This window comes from Saezia sanguinis (genome assembly GCF_003991585.1).
GTDB lineage: Bacteria > Pseudomonadota > Gammaproteobacteria > Burkholderiales > Burkholderiaceae_C > Saezia > Saezia sanguinis.
Genome location: NZ_PQSP01000001.1, coordinates 559,996 through 577,891, shown reverse-complemented (window position 1 = coordinate 577,891; position 17,896 = coordinate 559,996). Strand labels below are relative to the sequence as shown.

15 protein-coding genes are annotated in these 17,896 nt (G+C 53.8%); 10 read left to right on the top strand and 5 right to left on the bottom strand.

Annotated features, from left to right (window positions below; genetic code table 11):
* Positions 1-2 precede the first annotated feature (2 nt).
* Positions 3-3,482, bottom strand: coding sequence for a transcription-repair coupling factor (mfd, locus tag CUZ56_RS02650; RefSeq protein WP_126977939.1), 3,480 nt, complete (start codon positions 3,480-3,482; stop codon positions 3-5).
* Positions 3,483-3,701: 219 nt separating this feature from the next.
* On the opposite strand from mfd, the gene ispD reads away from it, so the two are divergent.
* From ispD to CUZ56_RS02615, 8 genes are all read left to right on the top strand, one after another.
* Positions 3,702-4,433: a 2-C-methyl-D-erythritol 4-phosphate cytidylyltransferase gene (gene ispD, locus CUZ56_RS16140; protein ID WP_239441975.1), complete on the top strand. Its 732-nt coding sequence runs from the start codon at positions 3,702-3,704 to the stop codon at positions 4,431-4,433.
* A 24-nt stretch (positions 4,434-4,457) separates the two neighbouring features.
* Positions 4,458-4,934, top strand: a complete 477-nt coding sequence (gene ispF / locus CUZ56_RS16135; protein WP_275427133.1) for a 2-C-methyl-D-erythritol 2,4-cyclodiphosphate synthase — start codon at positions 4,458-4,460, stop codon at positions 4,932-4,934.
* Between the two features lie 423 nt (positions 4,935-5,357).
* Positions 5,358-6,590: a capsular polysaccharide export protein, LipB/KpsS family gene (locus tag CUZ56_RS02640; RefSeq protein WP_126977937.1), complete on the top strand. Its 1,233-nt coding sequence runs from the start codon at positions 5,358-5,360 to the stop codon at positions 6,588-6,590.
* A gap of 246 nt (positions 6,591-6,836) precedes the next feature.
* The gene (locus tag CUZ56_RS02635; protein WP_126977935.1) at positions 6,837-9,185 is read left to right on the top strand and encodes a Tex family protein; all 2,349 of its coding nucleotides are present in this window, start codon (positions 6,837-6,839) and stop codon (positions 9,183-9,185) included.
* Positions 9,186-9,218: 33 nt separating this feature from the next.
* Entirely contained in the window at positions 9,219-10,325 is a 1,107-nt protein-coding gene (locus CUZ56_RS02630) for a glycosyltransferase (RefSeq protein WP_126977933.1), read from the top strand.
* Positions 10,322-11,080, top strand: a complete 759-nt coding sequence (locus CUZ56_RS02625; RefSeq protein WP_126977932.1) for a polysaccharide deacetylase family protein — start codon at positions 10,322-10,324, stop codon at positions 11,078-11,080. The genes CUZ56_RS02630 and CUZ56_RS02625 overlap by 4 nt, the downstream gene beginning before the upstream one ends.
* Before the next feature lie 50 nt (positions 11,081-11,130).
* On the top strand, positions 11,131-11,994 hold the full coding sequence (locus CUZ56_RS02620; RefSeq protein ID WP_126977930.1) for a 23S rRNA (adenine(2030)-N(6))-methyltransferase RlmJ: 864 nt from the start codon (positions 11,131-11,133) through the stop codon (positions 11,992-11,994).
* Between the two features lie 54 nt (positions 11,995-12,048).
* A complete protein-coding gene (locus CUZ56_RS02615; protein ID WP_126977928.1) occupies positions 12,049-12,471 on the top strand; it encodes a PaaI family thioesterase in 423 nt (140 codons plus the stop codon).
* A gap of 139 nt (positions 12,472-12,610) precedes the next feature.
* Here CUZ56_RS02615 and CUZ56_RS02610 read toward each other — a convergent pair whose 3' ends face one another.
* Entirely contained in the window at positions 12,611-13,060 is a 450-nt protein-coding gene (locus CUZ56_RS02610; protein WP_126977926.1) for a GatB/YqeY domain-containing protein, read from the bottom strand.
* Between the two features lie 170 nt (positions 13,061-13,230).
* On the bottom strand, positions 13,231-13,443 hold the full coding sequence (rpsU, locus tag CUZ56_RS02605; RefSeq protein WP_126977924.1) for a 30S ribosomal protein S21: 213 nt from the start codon (positions 13,441-13,443) through the stop codon (positions 13,231-13,233).
* A gap of 328 nt (positions 13,444-13,771) precedes the next feature.
* Between rpsU and CUZ56_RS02600 the strand changes: the two genes are divergently transcribed.
* Entirely contained in the window at positions 13,772-14,980 is a 1,209-nt protein-coding gene (locus CUZ56_RS02600) for an MFS transporter (protein ID WP_126977922.1), read from the top strand.
* A gap of 2 nt (positions 14,981-14,982) precedes the next feature.
* On the opposite strand, the gene CUZ56_RS02595 is transcribed toward CUZ56_RS02600, so the two are convergent.
* Complete coding sequence (locus CUZ56_RS02595; RefSeq protein ID WP_126977920.1) at positions 14,983-15,465, bottom strand: MarR family winged helix-turn-helix transcriptional regulator; 483 nt, start codon at positions 15,463-15,465, stop codon at positions 14,983-14,985.
* 279 nt (positions 15,466-15,744) lie between these two features.
* On the opposite strand from CUZ56_RS02595, the gene tsaD reads away from it, so the two are divergent.
* Positions 15,745-16,782: a tRNA (adenosine(37)-N6)-threonylcarbamoyltransferase complex transferase subunit TsaD gene (gene tsaD / locus CUZ56_RS02590; protein WP_126978536.1), complete on the top strand. Its 1,038-nt coding sequence runs from the start codon at positions 15,745-15,747 to the stop codon at positions 16,780-16,782.
* Between the two features lie 29 nt (positions 16,783-16,811).
* On the opposite strand, the gene CUZ56_RS02585 is transcribed toward tsaD, so the two are convergent.
* Complete coding sequence (locus CUZ56_RS02585) at positions 16,812-17,795, bottom strand: 2-dehydropantoate 2-reductase (protein ID WP_126977918.1); 984 nt, start codon at positions 17,793-17,795, stop codon at positions 16,812-16,814.
* Between the last annotated feature and the right edge of the window lie 101 nt (positions 17,796-17,896).

Below are 17,896 nucleotides of genomic sequence, written 5' to 3'. Positions count from 1 at the left end.
CCTTATGTTTCTGTTAAAGAGGTTTGGGCTGCGAAGTGGGGGGGGCCTAGTTTCTTGAGCAGATCGCGCACGACTTGCATCCGTTCGTGTGCGTCTTCGGTTTTCTGGGTGATGCGCAGTTTGTCCTGTCCGGCCAGTTTGATGCGCCGGTTGTTTTGGATCAGATGAATGATTCTGGCCGCGTCAATCGGTGGATTGGGTCTGAACTGAATGGAGATGGTTTCTGCCCCGGCGTCTATGCGGGTGATGCCGTAGGCTTTGCTGAGGATGCGCAGGCGGTGCGTATCGATTAGTGCATAAACTGGTGGCGGCAGTTTGCCGAAACGGTCGGCAATTTCTTCCATGATGGCGTCGACCTGGTCAAACGTACCGGCATTGGACAGGCGTTTATAAATGGAAAGCCGTGCATGCACATCGCTGCAATATTCGTCAGGCAGCAGTGCGGGGGTGTGCAGGTTGATTTCCGTGGTCACGGATAAGGGCGAGAGCAGGTCTGGTTCTTCACCGGCTTTAAGCGCCCGTACTGCTTCGGCCAGCATGTCGTTATACATCTGGAAACCGACTTCGGTCATGTTGCCGCTCTGGTGCTCACCGAGTATTTCGCCAGCACCGCGTATTTCAAGGTCGTGCATGGCCAGGTAAAATCCCGATCCCAGGTCTTCCATCTGCTGAATGGCTTCCAGCCGCTGGTGCGCCTGGCGGGTGAGGGATTCCATCTCGTTGACCATCAGGTAGGCATAGGCCTGGTGGTAAGAGCGTCCGACACGCCCGCGCAACTGGTGCAGTTGCGCCAGGCCAAAACGGTCAGCCCGGCTGATGACAATGGTATTGGCCGTGGGCACGTCAATGCCGGTTTCAATGATGGTGGAGCACAGCAGCACGTTGTAGCGCTGCGCCACAAAGTCGCGCATTACACGCTCGAGCTCACGTTCGTGCATTTGTCCGTGGGCAATGGCAATGCGTGCTTCGGGCACCAGCCGCTCCAGCATGTTTTTGCGGCCTTCAATGCTTTGAACGTCGTTGTGCAAAAAGTAGGCTTGCCCGCCGCGCTTGAGCTCGCGCAGCAACGCTTCACGAATGATGCCGGGGCCTTCGGTGCGTACAAAGGTTTTAATGGAAAGGCGCCGTTGTGGTGCGGTGGCAATCACACTCAAGTCGCGTATGCCTTCCAGCGCCATGCCCAGTGTGCGTGGGATGGGGGTGGCCGTTAGTGTCAGCACATCAACTTCTGCCCGCATGGCTTTCATTTTTTCTTTTTGCCGAACGCCAAAACGGTGCTCTTCGTCAATAATCAGCAGCCCCAGGTTGCTGAACTGCACATCGGGAGACAGTAGTTTGTGCGTGCCCACCACAATATCGATGCTGCCTTCGGCCAGGCCTTTGAGTGCGGCGCTGGTTTCCTTGCCGGTGCGAAAGCGCGAGAGCTGGGTGACTTTGACCGGCCAGTCGGCAAAACGGTCGCTCAGCGTCTGGAAATGCTGTTCTGCCAGCAGGGTGGTCGGCGCCAGAAAGGCAACCTGCTTGTTATTGCTGACGGCAAGAAATGCTGCGCGCAATGCGACTTCTGTTTTACCAAAACCCACATCACCACACACGAGCCGGTCCATCGGCTGCGGGCTGACCATATCCTGTATGATGGCGTGAATGGCGTCGTGCTGGTCGGGGGTTTCCTCAAAGCCAAAGCTGGCTGCAAAGGCTTCATAGTCTGCGGGAGAAAAACGGAAGGCAAAGCCTTCCCGGGTGCTGCGCTGTGCATAAAGCGCCAGCAGTTCAGCGGCAGTGTCGCGCACCTGCTCAGCGGCTTTGCGTTTGGCTTTCTCCCACTGGTTGGAGCCCAGCCGGTGCAGCGGCGCCTGTTCCGGGCTGACGCCGCTGTAGCGGCCAATCAGGTGCAACTGTGCGACTGGAACGTACAAGGTGGCATTGTCGGCATAGGTCAGGTGCAGGAACTCGGCCGGGCCGTCGCCCATGTCCATGGTGATCAGGCCCTGATACCGCCCGATGCCGTGTGCGGCATGTACTACCGGGTCGCCCGGCTGCAGTTCCGCCAGGTCGCGCACCATGTTGTCAACGTTGCTGCTCTGGCCTTTATGCCTGCGGCGGCGCACACCCACACCACCGCTGCTGCTGAAAATTTCGTTTTCGGTGATCAGGTCAATGCCGGTTTCCAGCCATGAGAATCCTTGCGCCAGTGGGGCAATCACAATGCCGACCTGGTCCGGGCGGCTTTCAAACTCGCTCAGGCTTTCCACGTTGACTGGGGCCAGGCGATGGTCATAGAGCATTTCCAGCAGGCTTTCACGCCGTCCGGCTGATTCGGTCACAATCAGGCAGCGTTGCCGGGAGGCTTCTATATGCTGTATCAGTGGCTTGAGCGGTTTTTCCGCGCCACGCTGCGCACTCAAATTGGGCAAGGCCTGTACCCATGATGCATGTTCGGTCGGTTCTGCCGCGCTTTTTTCTGCTGGCCTTAAGGCCAGTTGTCGGTGCTGGTTGGCAAGCTGGTAGAACTGCTCTGATTTCAGGAACAGTTCTTCGGGCGGCAAAACGGGTCGGTCACGGTCGCCCTGCAGCAGATGGTAACGCTCGCGTGTATCCTGCCAGAAGCGGATGAATGCACTTTCCAGATCGCCTTGCAGGGCCAGTGTGGTCTGCGTGCCCAGGTAGTCAAATACCGTTGCTGTTTGGTCAAAGAACAACGGGAGGTAGTATTCAATACCGGCACTGGCAATGCCTTCGCCCATGTCTTTATAAATACGGCTTTTGGTCGGATCGCCTTCCATCTTTTCACGCCAGCGCGAACGAAAATGCAGCCGCGCAGGCTCATCCATCGGAAATTCACGTCCAGGCAGCAGTCTGACGGCTGGCACCATGTCCAGGCTGCGCTGAGTGTCGGGGTCAAAGGTTCGGATGGAGTCGACCTCGTCATCAAACAGGTCAACCCGGTAGGGGACGGTCGCCCCCATGGGAAAGAGGTCAATCAGCCCGCCGCGCACCGTGTATTCACCGGGTGAGACCACCTGGCTGACGTGTTCGTAACCGGCCAGCGTTAATTGGGCTTTGAGTTTGGCTTCATCGAGTTTTTGTCCTTTTTCGAAAGAAAAGGTATATGCAGCAAGGAATGATGGGGGAGCCAGACGGTAAAGTGCCGTTGTGGCAGGAATCAGTACAACATCGGCCTGGCTCTGGCTGATTTGCCACAGAGTGGACAGGCGTTCGGAAATCAGCTCCTGATGTGGTGAAAAATTATCATAAGGCAGTGTTTCCCAGTCGGGGAAAATGCTCACATGCAGTTCCGGTGCAAAAAAAATCAGTTCATCGGCAATCCGCTGAGTATTGATGGGGTCGGCCGTGACGATTGCCAGCCGTTGCTGATACTGCTTTTGCTGCAATGCCAATGTGGCAAGCAGTGCCGAATCGCTGCTTGCAGGAGGTTGCGGCAGAGTGAAACGGTGTCCTGGTGTAAGGTTGGGTAACTGCATGAAAGTTTTGTCTTTACAATAGCGCGTATACCCCCGTGTCGGTTTGACCGGGGGGTGCTCAGCATGTCAAAGTCCTTGCTGGGTATTTTGACAACAGGGATTTTCAACAAAGAATCATATGCATTTTAAACCGGATCTGTGTGATGTGTTGAACATGCCAATGGCCTGGTTAGTTTGTTTATAAAAATTTGTAAATATATTTAAAATCATATAAATATAGTGAATACTTCAAGTAAAATATGGATTGTGATGCCCTGTGCCGGATCGGGTTCACGCTCTGGTGCCCAGCTACCCAAGCAATATATGCCGGTGGCAGGGCAGCCGCTGATTGCGCACACGTTGCAGGCACTGATGCAGGTGCAAGGCGTAGAGGCGATTTCAGTTGTGATTGCACCTGCTGATCAGTTGTTTGGCAGTTATGCGCCGGCAGGTTTTCAGGGAATTGTGACCCCTACCGGTGGAAAAACCAGGGCTGAAAGTGTCCGGGCCGGCCTGAGCGCATTACGGGCACATGGTGCGGCAGATCAGGACTGGGTTCTGGTGCACGATGCCGCACGTTGCCTGATATTGCCCGAATGGGTGCAAATGTTGATTGATGCCTGTAAAGATGACGATGTGGGTGGCCTTCTGGCCCAGCCGGTACCGGATACATTGAAACAAGGTCATGATGGCCACAGCGTGGCGACCGTGAGCCGGCAGGATAAATGGCTGGCCCAAACGCCGCAGATGTTCAGAATAGGCCTTTTGGAGCGGGCGCTGGATGACGCTGAGGCCAGGGGGCTGGAGGTGACCGATGAAGCCAGCGCGGTAGAAGCGCTGGGGTTCAAGCCCAGGTTGGTTGCGTGCAGTGCGGATAACTTTAAACTGACTTATCCGCAGGATTTTGAACGCGCTGAAGCCATTTTTCATATGCGCCGCTTCAAAAAGTCTGGCCTGCATACAGGGGCATAAAAAGGGTAAAGGGAATAAAGCATGGTGAATCTTCGTGTAGGGGAAGGCTGGGATACGCACCGCCTGGTGGAGGGGCGCCCGTTGATACTGGGTGGGGTACGCATCGAGTACGATAAAGGGCTGCTGGGCCATTCAGATGCCGATGTGTTGCTGCATGCCGTTACCGATGCATTGCTGGGGGCGGCTGGATTGGGGGATATCGGGCGCCATTTTTCAGATACTGATCCGCAATATCAGGGTGCCGACTCTGCGCTGCTGTTGCACGAAGCGCTGAAAAAAGTCAGGGAGGAGGGATGGCGTCTGGTGAATGTGGATTCAACCATCGTGACCCAGGCCCCTAAGCTGGCGGGATATATGCCGCTGATTCGTACACGGCTTGCGCAAATACTTGAGTGCGATAAGACACAGGTGAATGTCAAAGCCAAAACAGCTGAAAAGCTGGGGCCTGTTGGCGAGGGGTTGAGTATGGAGGCGCGTGCTGTTTGCCTGTTATCCAAATGAAATGAAAATGCTTGCTTGAATTTGTTGAAATAAAAATATTATTATTTATCATTTGACTATATTAAATAGTTAAAGTTATTTATCAATATAAATTTGACAATAAAAATGCTTCATTCTGTTTCAAGCCTGCCTGCAAGGCTTGAAATCTGCAATGTGTTTTGCCAAGGTGCACTCGCGCGTATTTCCGGGCCAGGGAGGTTTTTTGCTGATGCTGTAAACCCTGGCTTTATGCCTTTGTAAGTGAACTTTGAGTGTCTCGCAGCTTTACAAAACTTTACACAAAAAACACAAATTGAATATATGTGAAGGCTCAAAATCTGCCCAGTGTGCTGAGCGTTGTTTTGCCATTCGTTATAAGCACATTCAAGAATTAAGAATTATGAGACAGCCAATCCACCAACTCAATTGGGCATATAAGTTGTGATGAAAAGTTCCAAAATTTCAAAAATCAGGCTTGAATTCCCTGCATACCTTTATTCAGCGCAACAACAAAAAGACAATTCGCCGTTTTATGCGTTTTTTTTCAATTTTGTCAGTGTTCTGACATGCAAGTCAGCGGTGCCGATTGAGTTTTTTAAGGTTAATGCGGATTCGTACAGTTGCCCCAGATTTCCTGAGCCGGGGGAAATTGTTTTTGCGCACCATGCCATTCAAAAAGACAACCCCAATGTCTGGAGTGTGAAAGAGGCGCCGGTGGTTTCGCTTTTTGCGATTGACCCCTGCGGCTATTCCGGAGCAGCAGATATTGCGCAGCATCCCGAAAAGTATGAAGAGGCTATCAGGGCCATTACACCGGATGTTGCACAGGCGTCAATTGCCCGGTTTCAGCAGCAAATTTTCGGTTGCCAGATTTCAAAATATGAGCAGCCTGCTCATCAGGCAGAGTTGCCGGCCCGCTTTGTTTTTTTCCCGTTACAACTGGTTGATGATTCGGTGACCCAGTTTTACCGCTTTGATTTGCTTGAAAGCATTAAAAAAGCCGCCTTTTATGCGCAAAAGTGTAAAACGCACCTTGTGCTCAAGGTTCATCCCCGCACGAAGAATCTGGAAACGAAGATAAATCAACTGCAAACCATATTTTTTGATAACCCTTACGTCAAAATAATCGATGCGAATGTGCAGCATCTGATTCAAAAGTGTCAATCTGTTTTGGTATTCAATTCTGGCGTGGGGCTGGAGGCCCTGATTGCAGGAAAACCTGTGTATGCGATGGGGCAGAATGAATGGCAGCAGGCGTGCATTCAGGTGAATTCCTTGGACGGTCTTGAAGCCGCGTTTGCATTTGACCAGCCTGGTCAGACTCTTTATCAGCAGCAGGTCATTGCTTATTTGTTGACCCGCTACTGGATCCGCTATGATGATATTGAGGCCATTTCACGCAAAATTGAGTGGTGTTTAGGGCATTTTCAGTTTGAACGGGTGTCCAGCGGGCAGCCGCAAAAAATGCAATATGTGTTGCGTTCAGCCGATATATGTGAAGAGTCCGTTAAAAAGATTAAGCGGTTGGAGCAGCAACTGCGGTTGCTGGATTTTGAAAACGAAACACTGCGTCAGCAACTGGCGTTGCCGCCCAATCATCATAGCCAGCGCCAATTCCGTCGGATATTTGGATTTAAAAATTTTTGGCTTTTAAAAAATGAAGGCTTTAAGAGCTGAAGACTCATTCCATTGATTAATTACATGTGATGGTGTTGGCTGATATCCAATGTGCCGTGTTAAGCTGTAGAACTTAAAAGAATTTGAGCTTTGCTGTATGCATACGTGGTCAAATAAAGTCTATTGTGAAAATGCGTGCCTTTTCATTGGGCCGGTGTTCAAGAGGATGTGCATTCTTGCGTCTGGGCAGGTAGAATAGCCCTTTTCTGTCCGTTGTGACAGGGTATTCTATTTGTAACGGATTACATGATTGATCAGAAAATTTTGACACAGCTTGCCGCTGAACTGAAGGTGCGTCAGGCTCAGGTGGTGGCAGCCGTAGGGCTGCTTGATGGAGGCGCAACAGTACCTTTTATTGCCCGTTACCGTAAAGAGGCAACAGACGGGCTGGACGATACGCAGCTGCGTGATCTGGAAAGCCGCTTAGGCTACCTGCGTGAACTGGAGGAGCGGCGTGCCGCTGTGCTCAAGAGCATTGAAGAGCAGGGTAAGCTGACCGGGGAACTGCGTGCAGCGATTGAAGCCGCGCCGACCAAGCAGGAACTAGAAGACCTGTATCTGCCCTATAAACCCAAGCGCCGTACCAAAGCGATGATTGCCCGTGAAGCGGGGATTGAGCCTTTGGCGGATAAGCTCTGGCAAAACCCGGCTTTGAATCCGCAGGAGGAAGCTGCCGGCTTCATCAATGCAGATGCCGGTTTTGCTGATGCCCAGGCAGTGCTGGACGGTGTGCGTGATATTCTGGCCGAGCGCTGGTCTGAAGATGCAGCGCTGGTGGGGCAACTGCGTGAATGGCTGTGGGATAACGGCCTGCTGAAAAGCCTGTTGCTGAGCGGCAAAAATGAAAATGATCCGGAAACGGCGAAATTCCGCGATTATTTTGATTATGAAGAGCCAATCCATAAAGTACCTTCACACCGGGCGCTGGCAGTTTTCCGGGGTCGTTCGTTGGATATTCTGGACGCCAAACTGGTGCAACCAGAAGAGCCGCAGCCGGGGCAGTTGTCCATGGCTGAAGGTCATATTGCGCGTGTGTTGGGCTGGAGCCATCAGGAGCGGGCTGCCGATGACCTGCTGCGCAAGTGTGTTACCTGGGCCTGGAAGGTCAAGCTGTCGTTAAGCCTGGAGCGCGATCTGTTTGCCCGCCTGCGCGAAGAGGCTGAAAAGGTGGCCATCAGGGTATTTGCCGAAAACCTGCGTGATTTGCTGCTGGCTGCACCTGCGGGCAGGCGTGTGGTGATGGGGCTGGACCCGGGGATTCGCACCGGGGTCAAGGTGGCGGTGGTCAGCGATACCGGCAAGGTGCTGGAAACGGCAACGGTTTACCCGCATGAGCCCAAGCGCGACTGGGAGGGTTCGCTGCATACGCTGGCACGGTTGTGCGCGGCGCATGGTGTGAACCTGATTGCCATTGGCAACGGTACCGCCAGCCGTGAAACGGACAAGCTGGCTGCCGACCTGATTAAGCGCCTGAAGCAGATGGCCCCGCAGGCACAGATTGATAAGGTAGTGGTCAGCGAGGCCGGGGCTTCGGTCTATTCGGCCAGTGAATATGCCAGCAAAGAGCTGCCTGAACTTGATGTCAGCCTGCGCGGTGCCGTCAGTATCGCGCGGCGCTTGCAGGACCCGTTGGCGGAACTGGTCAAAATTGAGCCCAAAAGCATTGGCGTGGGGCAATATCAGCACGATGTGAACCAGACCGAAATGGCGCGCAGTCTGGACGCTGTGGTGGAAGACTGCGTGAACCGGGTCGGGGTGGATTTGAATACGGCGTCAGCGCCATTGCTGGCACGTGTTTCTGGGCTTTCTGGCACGGTAGCAGGCAAGATTGTGGCATGGCGCGATGAGCACGGCGCTTTTCAGAACCGCAAGCAGTTGATGAAGGTATCCGGTCTGGGGGCCAAAACATTTGAACAGGCTGCTGGTTTTCTGCGCATCAGGGGAGGCGATAATCCGCTGGACTTTTCTGGTGTACACCCGGAAACCTACCCGGTGGTGGAAAAGATTCTTTCCAGCCTGAATCAGCCGATTACCGAGGTCATGGGGCGTTCAGACGTGTTAAAAACACTCAAGCCCGAGTTGTTTGCCGATGAGCATTTTGGCGTGATTACGGTCAAGGACATTCTGGGTGAACTGGAAAAACCCGGCCGCGATCCGCGCCCCGATTTCAAGGTAGCACGCTACAGCGAAGGCGTAGAGGATATTACCGACCTGAAAGAAGGCATGGTTCTGGAGGGTACGGTCAGCAATGTGGCCGCATTTGGTGCCTTTGTTGATCTGGGTGTACACCAGGATGGTCTGGTACATGTGAGCCAGCTTTCAGAGCGGTTTGTGCAGGATGCGCGTGAAGTGGTAAAAACCGGTGATGTGGTCAGGGTCAAGGTGCTGGAAGTGGATATGGCGCGTAAACGCATCAGCCTGACGATGAAGCTGAGTGAGCCGGCGCAAAAAAGACCGCAGGGGACAGCCGCACGTAGCGGGCACCACCCGAACGGGCAGGCCAATGCAGCGAAAGGAAGAGCTTCTCAGCAGTCCGGTGCGCCGCAATCGGCTATGGCGGCTGCATTTGCCAAATTGCAGCAGGGTAAACGGTAAAATGTACAGACAAGAGGTTCACTGAACAAAGAAATGTCAAATCAGCAGCCATCGGAATCACCACTGCGCATTGTCATGACCGCGCACAGCCATCAACTGGGCGGGATGGAGCGCCACGTCGTTGCGCTGTCCAAAGCATTGGCTGAGCATGGCCATGCGGTTGCTTATGCCGGGCCGATGGACGGCTGGCTGGGAGAGCAGATGCAGGCGGCAGGTTATCCGTGCTGTCATGCACCGCTCAATGGCATGTATGATCCTGTTTCTTTATGGCGCGTTGTGCGGTTTGCCAAGCAGTTCAGGGCCTCTGTCATGCACGGGCATTCGCAGCGTGGTGGCCGTTATGCCGACTGGGCTGCCTGGTGGCTGAAACTGCCGGCAGTAGCAACAGCACACTCAACCACCTCCAGCAAATGGTTTAAAAGCCGTGTTCATGTGATTGCTGTGGCGCAGGCGGTCAAGGATTTTCTGCTGGCACAGGGTTTGTCAGAGCAGCAGGTTCATATGGTGCACCTGGGGGTGACCGATGTACCTGAAGTGATCTGGCCTGCTGATGAAGCCATTACTCCAGAGAGGCCGCTGCGGATGGGCATGGTTTCACGGGTGGAGCATGTCAAAGGCCATGACCTGGCCATACGGGCCATGGCTATTTTGAGGGACCGGTGTCAGTTGCCGATGGAACTGTCGATTGTGGGGGCCGATGATACCGGCTGGGCAGAGTATATGGGGCGGCTGGCTTCTGAATGCGGTGTTGAGGGGATGGTGAAGTTCTTAGGGCTGCGCAATGACATTGCCTACCTGATGAACGGGTTTGACGTGTTGCTGGCACCTTCGCGGCGCGAGGCGTTGAGTTTGAGCCTGATTGAAGCCGCTGCTTCGGCCCGGCCTGCTGTGGCTTGCCGTGTGGGGGGCATTCCTGAAGTGGTTCTGGATGGCGAAACCGGTATTCTGGTGCCCAGTGAAGATGTGCACGCCTTGGCTGATGGCATTGAGCAGATGAGTGATCCGCACAAACGCATGGCCTATGGCAAAGCGGCGCGTGCCTATTATGAGCGTGAATTTACCATTGAAGCCATGTGTGGGAAAACAGTTGCTGTGTACAGGCAGGCGATTGCCGCACACCAGGGGCGGAGCGCAGCATGAGTGGTATTTCAGTTTTCATGTACCACCAGGTCGGTAAGTTTGCGCCGATGAAAACACACCGTGCCAGTTATTGCGATGTGGACAGGTTTCGTGCACAGATGAAAGTGCTGCGAACGCTGGGCATCAAAGTGCTTTCCATGCACGAGATGATGCAGGCATTGAACGGGCAGATACCGATACCTAAACGTGCAGCCGTATTGACGTTTGACGACGGGTGCGCCAATTTCTATGACAATGCATTGCCTATTCTGGAAGAATTCGGCTATCCGGCCATTGTGTACGTGATTGCGGGCATGGTGGGAGGAGAGGCCCAGTGGCTGGCGGCGGAAAACCACCCGACGCCACCGCTGATGGATTATGCGCAGTTGCGTGAAATCGCCAGGCGGGGTGTGGCAATTGGCAGCCACGCCAATTCGCACGTGCATCTGGCGCAACTTTCTGAGCAGGAACAGTTTCATGAGCTGGCTGTGAGCAAAGAGCGCCTGCAACAGGAACTGGGGCAGGAGGTTGAACATGTCTGTTACCCCTATGGCTCATATAACCTGACGACCATGCTGGCGGCTGAACGTGCCGGCTACCTGACCGGGATGACCTGTGACCGAGGGGCTGCTACACCGGCTTTTGATCTGCTGGCTTTGCCGCGTAAAGCCATTTCGTATGGGGACAATGTACTGGGCTTCACATGGAAGCTGTACAACAAAGATGCGCCAAAGGAAAAGATGCTTTTTCGCACCGGGCATCACACCAAACCCTGACCAATCCCTGACTTTCATTTGAAGAATGGCATAGCCGGAAAACTTTATTTATGTTCAGCTACAGACACGGATTTCATGCAGGTAACCATGCCGATGTGCTTAAACACGTGGTGTTGCTGCAGACGCTGAAGTATCTTTTCAGCAAAGATACCGCTTTGCTGGTGGTAGATACGCATGCAGGCACTGGCTTGTATCAGCTGGATGATGAATTTGCGCAGAAAAGCATGGAGGCGCAGGATGGCATTGCCCGGCTTTGGGATGTGCCGCAACTGCCAGCCGCGCTCGCTGATTATGTACAGGAAATACGCGCTTTTAACCCTACCGGGCCATTGCAGACCTATCCGGGCTCCCCGATGCTGATCTGGAATAACCTGCGTGCGCAGGATCAGTTGCAGTTGTTTGAGTTGCATCCCACAGACCAGCGCCTGCTGCAAAGTAATGTCAGGCAACTGGAGCACAACCGGCAGGTCAAGGTGAATATTGCAGACGGCTTTGCCGGACTGAAAAGCCTGCTGCCACCGCCTTCACGCCGTGGGCTGATACTGATGGACCCTTCGTATGAGGTGAAAAGCGATTATCAGCGGGTGCATGAATGCATGGCAGATGCGCTCAAGCGTTTTGCCACCGGTGTTTACCTGATCTGGTATCCGATTGTGCCGCAGCCGCTGGCACACCAGTTGCCTGGCAAGCTCAGGCGACTGGCTGAAACACACGGGCGCGGCTGGCTGCATACCACGCTCAAGGTGCGCAACCCCTCATCAGAAGGCAGGGGCATGGTGGCCAGTGGTATGTTTGTGATCAATCCGCCGTTTATTTTGCAGAGCAAGCTCAAAGAAGCGTTGCCTGTGCTGATGAAATATCTGGCGCAGGATAAAGGCGCGCATTACACACTGGATGTTCAGGACGGCAAATAACAGGAAATTTTTGCGGAAAAAGCAGGACAAGAATCAACAAGGAGATTGAAGCAAATGGCAAGCGGCACCAAATACACCCTTAACAGCCCGTTTATTAAACTGGTCGGTCTTGAGTTGAGAGAGCTTGAAGACGGGGAAACGTGTGTTGAACTGGAATTGCGCCCGGAACTGCTGAATATATTCGGGGTTGCCCATGGAGGTGTCAGCATGACCATGATGGATGTGGCCATGGGGCAGGCTGCTCACCGGGCAGACCCACATGCGATACCGGGTGAAAAAGGGCGCAGTGTGATGACGGTGGAGATGAAAACCAGTTTCCTGAAACCGGCGTTGCTTGGCAAGCTGACTGCGCATGGCAGAGTGATACAGGCGACCCATTCGCTGGCATTTACCGAAGGCTGGGTGTGTGACACTGAAGGCGCGCGGCTGGCACATGCGACCGGTACATTCAAATACATGCGCAAAAAGGATGCCTGATAGCTCTGTGACAGGATGCCGCCATGGAAAAGCCCGGTATATGCCTTACATCATGACATAAGCTATATAGGGCACACCGGGCCTGTGTTGCACAGAAGTGAAGAAAGGAGCGCAGCGGATGCGCGCTCTTTCTCTCTTTTTAAGCGCCTGCCAGGGCTTTTTTCACTTGGGCTGATACCATGCCCATATCGGCTTTTCCGGCCAGTTGCTGTTTGACGGCACCCATGACCTTGCCCATATCGCCAGGGCCGCTGGCACCCAAGTCAGCCACAATTTTGGCAACAGCTGCTGCAACTTCCTGCTCAGACATTCTTTGCGGCAGATAGGTTTGCAATACCTTGATTTCGTTGTTTTCTTTTTCGGCCATGTCTGAACGTCCTGCCTGCTCATAGGCAGCAACAGAGTCTTTGCGCTGTTTGATGAGTTTGTCCACAATGGCAACCACCATGGCGTCATCCACCGTGATGCGTTCATCGACTTCTTTTTGTTTGATGGCCGCCAGCAGCATGCGAATGGTAGACAGGCGCTCGGAATCATGGGCACGCATGGCGTCTTTCATTTCACTGGTGATTTGTTCTTTGAGGCTCATGATGGTTATCCTTCAAATAAAAAGTGGCAGGCCTGTTTTCGGTTTTTAAAATGCGAAATAGGCGAGCGCTGAAAATAGAAAAAACGATCCGGCAATGAAAAAGCCCGCTCGGGCGTCCCCTGCAGCGGGCTTGGCAGCATGGCCATCAGGCTTGCTGGTATTTCACCAGATCAGTAAAGCCTTTTTGGCAGTTGCATGCTGCGAACGCGCTTGTAGTGACGCTTGACTGCGGCAGCTTTTTTGCGCTTACGCTCAGCGGTGGGTTTCTCATAGAATTCGCGAGCGCGAAGGTCTGTGAGCAGGCCCAGCTTTTCGATGGTACGCTTAAAGCGTCGCATGGCGACATCAAACGGTTCGTTTTCTTTGACTCGGATAGTGGTCATATGATCTATAGATTCCTGACTGAAATTCTTAAAAAATAATGCAGTAAGCACTGAATTTACATATTCCTGCTTATCTGCAAATTGCTAGCAAACCGGCATTATAGCATTTTTATTTTGTGTATACAATGTGGCCTGTGTGCAAAAATGCTACGGGCAAGATCGGTAAAGTCTGTGTGGCTGTTCTCCGGTGAGAATGACAGGCTTTTAAGTTGAAAAACCATAAAGTGACTTTAATGTTTATGTCTGAGCCGTGAAATGGCGCTGTTCATGTGGGGCAGATTTGAAACTGAGAATGGCTAGAGAATGGCCGATTTGAAAAACAATAGAAATGACCAATGATTTAACCAGTGCCGGGGCTAAGCCAACATGGGATCTGGCAGAGTTCAAACGCGCCAGATGGGTGGTCTGGCTGCACTTTTTTATGGGCGGGTTCCTGTTTGCCGCCTGGGGTATCGAAATTCCCAATGTGAAGACGCATTACGGTATCAGCGAGGCTGATTTGGGCCTGTTGCTGCTTGGGGCGGGTATTGGCGCCTTGTTTGCGTTATCGATGGCCGGTCGGGTGATTGCCCGCTGGGGTGCCAGCCTGGTGCTTTCGTGCACGCAGGCATCTGCCGCACTGGTGATGGTGTTTTTGTTTGTTTTTTCATCGTTACCCGGGCTGATCGGTGTGCTGATCTGTTTTGGGTTTCTGGGAACATTAGCCGATGTGGCCATCAATGCGGAGGCTGCGGAGCTGGAGCTGCGAAGCCAGCGAACATTGATGAGCACATGCCACGGCATGTTCAGCCTGGGGGGCATGGTGGGCGCAGGATTGGGGGCCGGCTTGCTGGCATTGCAGATGTCGGCGCAATGGCATTTGATATGCATGGCTGCATTGATTGTGCTTTCTGTCATTGTTTCTTACCGGATGAAGCCGCGCGATTTTGGCATGATGGAGCAAACGATTCAGACCCCGCTGGGCAGGCGGCATTTGCTGTTTCCGCGTGCGGTGCTGCTTTTGGGCATGCTGGCCGCGTTGGGCTTTCTGGCTGAAGGTGCGATGTACGACTGGAGTACGCTTTACATGAAGCAGGAGTTGGGAAGCCCGGTTGATCAGGCTGCGCTGGCTTATGCATTTTTTTCAGCAGCGATGGCGGCAACCCGCTTTATCGGAGACCGCCTGCGGGCGCGCTATGAGCCTGCGGCGTTGCTGCGCGCCTGTGCCTCTTTGGTTGTGGTTGCCATGGTGGTGATGCTGCTGGCAGGCAATCCTTACGTGGCGCTGGTCTGTTTTGCGCTGGCAGGTGTCGGGTTGGCCAATGTGGTGCCGATTTTGTTCAGCGCAGCGATCAAAGTGCCCGGCATCAGTGCAGCACAGGCAATTGCGGCGGTATCAGCCGTAGGGTATGCCGGTTTGATGGGAGGGCCGGCTTTGATCGGTTTTGTGGCCCATGCCAGTACCCTGACGATAGCGTTGTTTCTGGTTGCGGCGTGTGCTTTGGCGCAGGCCTGCTTGGCGAAGAAGGCGCTGAATCCGCCCCGGCAGGACCCCTGACGCTAGCCGTTTTTATATTTCAGCGTATCGTAAAGTAACCGGAACTCACTGAGTAAAAGTGGCAACTGCTTCATGTTGTTGCGCCAACTGTCGGCATGGGCATTGTGCACGGCAGATGCTGCGGATTCAAAGCGCTCCTGGCCTTTGTCTGTCAGCCGCAAAAAGAGGGAGCGGCGGTCAACCGTACTGTGTTTGCGGATGATCCAGCCACGTTTTTCAAGCGCGTCCAGCAAACGTGTGATCTGAGGGCGGGAAATGCCCAGTGTTTCGCTGAGCTCCGTTGGGCGCAATGGGCCGTTTTCACTGCTGACCAGCGCCAATACCAGATATTCGTGCAGACTGATGTCCTGCGCTTGCAGCAGGTCATTGATATGCTGTTCGAGCATCTGCGCTGAGCGCAATAGCAATTGCGAAATCAGCAAAACATCGCCTGGCGCATCAGGGTATTTTTGCAGATAGTTTTGAAGCCGTTTTTCAAAATCCATAATGAATTAAACCACCTTGAAATACCTGTTGACGATCACACAGGCGGTGACATCAGCAATATGTTGCATGCATACAGTTGAGAGCATACCACTATCTCAGCACATTCAGCACGCATTTTTGGACAGTTTTGCTGTGAATTGCTGTGAACAGCGTGGTTGTGCTTGTCAAAAAAGTGTTTTCAGAGGCTGCTGCCATGTCGTTTCGGTGTAACCACAGGGGTTCGTCAAAATAGTTTATGGTTGATAATAACGGGTGCAGTTTTTTTGCCATTTTTTGCCATGTATGTTTTAGGAATTGAGTCTTCTTGTGATGAAACCGGTGTTGCCGTGGTCGATACCGGTGTTTTGCCTGTGCCCGCGCTGCTCGGGCAGGCGCTGCACAGCCAGATTCAAATGCACCAGGCATATGGTGGTGTTGTGCCTGAACTGGCTTCACGCGACCATATCCGCCGTGTCGTGCCATTAACGCACATGGTATTGGAGCAGGCCAGGCTCACGCTCGAGCAGATTGATGTGGTGGCTTTTACACAAGGCCCAGGGCTGGCTGGTGCGCTGCTGGTAGGCTCCGGATACGCCTGTGCGCTGGCGGCTGCGCTGAACAAGCCTGTATTGCGCGTGCACCACCTGGAGGGGCATTTGCTGTCGCCCTTTTTAAGTGCTGATCCGCCTGTGTTTCCTTTTGTGGCTTTGCTGGTGTCCGGTGGGCACACCCAGTTGATGCAGGTTAACGGCATCGGGCAATATGTGCTGCTGGGAGAAACCATTGACGATGCAGCAGGAGAGGCGTTTGACAAATCGGCCAAACTGCTGGGCCTGCCGTATCCGGGAGGCCCTGAACTGGCCAGAATGGCACAGAGCGGAAACCCGCTGGCATTTGATTTGCCGCGGCCTTTGCTGCACAGCAAGGATCTGAATTTTTCGTTTGCCGGACTGAAAACAGCCGTGCTGACACAGCAGAAAAAGCTGGAAGCTGCGGGTGAGGTGTCCCCAGAGCAGCGGGCTGACTTGGCGGCTGCCACACAGGCGGCTATTGTGGAGGTGCTGGTTAAAAAGAGCCTGAAAGCACTGAAGCAAACCGGGCTCAAGCGCTTGGTGGTCGCCGGTGGTGTGGGCGCAAACCAGGCCTTGCGTTCCCAGTTAAATGAGGCATGCGCACGCCGTCATATACGCGTGCATTATCCGGAGCTGTCATTGTGTACAGACAACGGTGCCATGATTGCACTGGCGGCAGGTTTGCGCATACAGGCCGGCGTAGCAAAGCCCGAATTTGACTATTCGTTCAAGGTGCATCCGCGCTGGGCGCTCGAAATGCAATGAGTACCAGACAAAAATCACCGTGGTGAATATCAGCGTAACCCCCTGACCTGCGCAAACAGCCGCGTGAGCCCCAGCAGTGCAGCGGTGTTTGGCGCCGGAACATTGCAGCGGCTGGCAATTTCATGCACAACCGTCAGCAGGGCGTCAATTTCCAGTGTGCGGCCAGCCTGCACATCCTGCAGCATGGAGGTTTTCATGGCCCCCAGTTTGCGTGTGATGGCGTGGCGTTGTTCTGTTGTTTGCGAGACCGGGCAGCCAATGGCCTCACCAATAGCTGCGGCTTCCTGCATGATTGCTGAGCAGAACGAACGCACCAACTCATCGTCCAAAATCAGGTCTGTGGTGGCGCCTGTTATGGCAGAAACGGGGTTCATGGTCATATTGCCCCAGAGCTTGAACCAGATGTCCTGCTGAATGAACGACGACAGTTGAATATCAAACCCGGCTTGGCTGAGCGTGTGTGCCATGGCCTGTGTCGCTTGTGCAGGAGGCTGCCCTGAACTGGCCGGATCACCCAGAATGAGCGTGTCGCCAAAACGGTGCTCCGTGATGCCGGGAGCCTGGTTGACGCAGGAGATATGGACCACACAGCCGATGATATGGCTGGTTGGAATCAACGTGCGCAGTTGGCCGTTGGGGTCGATGCTGTGCAGTGTAGCGCCAGCCATGGGGCCTGGCATGCCGTCAAAAAACCACCACGGGACGCCATTCATTGCCAGCAGCACTTTGGTGTGAGGGGCCAGCAAAGGCGCGACAGCGTGTGCCACAGCAGACAGCGCAGGCTGCTTGACGGCAATCACCACCAGATCTTGGGGCGCAAGCTGTGCCGGGTTTTCCTGCACATTGATTGGATAAAAACGGGTTCCCTGCGCATTGTGCAGCCCGATGCCATTGGCCTGCAAAGCGGCCAATGTTTTCCCGCGCGCAACTGCGCTGACATCATGTCCCTGGGCCGCTAGGCGGGCAGCAAAAAGACCCCCGATAGCGCCTGCGCCATATATGCATACTTTCATTTCAACCTCCTTGGCTTATTGTAGTCAATCGGGACTCTGGCATGGCGTTAAGCGGCAAAAAATACCCGCATGATTTGATTCATGCGGGTAGCCCTGGTTAC

Bases quoted from the DNA above. Each gene is read 5' to 3' on its own strand.
- mfd (WP_126977939.1), bottom strand. From the start codon at position 3,482: ATGCAGTTACCCAACCTTACACCAGGACACCGTTTCACTCTGCCGCAA.
- CUZ56_RS02640 (WP_126977937.1), top strand. From the start codon at position 5,358: ATGAAAAGTTCCAAAATTTCAAAAATCAGGCTTGAATTCCCTGCATAC.
- CUZ56_RS02635 (WP_126977935.1), top strand. From the start codon at position 6,837: ATGATTGATCAGAAAATTTTGACACAGCTTGCCGCTGAACTGAAGGTG.
- CUZ56_RS02630 (WP_126977933.1), top strand. From the start codon at position 9,219: ATGTCAAATCAGCAGCCATCGGAATCACCACTGCGCATTGTCATGACC.
- CUZ56_RS02625 (WP_126977932.1), top strand. From the start codon at position 10,322: ATGAGTGGTATTTCAGTTTTCATGTACCACCAGGTCGGTAAGTTTGCG.
- CUZ56_RS02620 (WP_126977930.1), top strand. From the start codon at position 11,131: ATGTTCAGCTACAGACACGGATTTCATGCAGGTAACCATGCCGATGTG.
- CUZ56_RS02615 (WP_126977928.1), top strand. From the start codon at position 12,049: ATGGCAAGCGGCACCAAATACACCCTTAACAGCCCGTTTATTAAACTG.
- CUZ56_RS02610 (WP_126977926.1), bottom strand. From the start codon at position 13,060: ATGAGCCTCAAAGAACAAATCACCAGTGAAATGAAAGACGCCATGCGT.
- rpsU (WP_126977924.1), bottom strand. From the start codon at position 13,443: ATGACCACTATCCGAGTCAAAGAAAACGAACCGTTTGATGTCGCCATG.
- CUZ56_RS02600 (WP_126977922.1), top strand. From the start codon at position 13,772: ATGACCAATGATTTAACCAGTGCCGGGGCTAAGCCAACATGGGATCTG.
- CUZ56_RS02595 (WP_126977920.1), bottom strand. From the start codon at position 15,465: ATGGATTTTGAAAAACGGCTTCAAAACTATCTGCAAAAATACCCTGAT.
- tsaD (WP_126978536.1), top strand. From the start codon at position 15,745: ATGTATGTTTTAGGAATTGAGTCTTCTTGTGATGAAACCGGTGTTGCC.
- CUZ56_RS02585 (WP_126977918.1), bottom strand. From the start codon at position 17,795: ATGAAAGTATGCATATATGGCGCAGGCGCTATCGGGGGTCTTTTTGCT.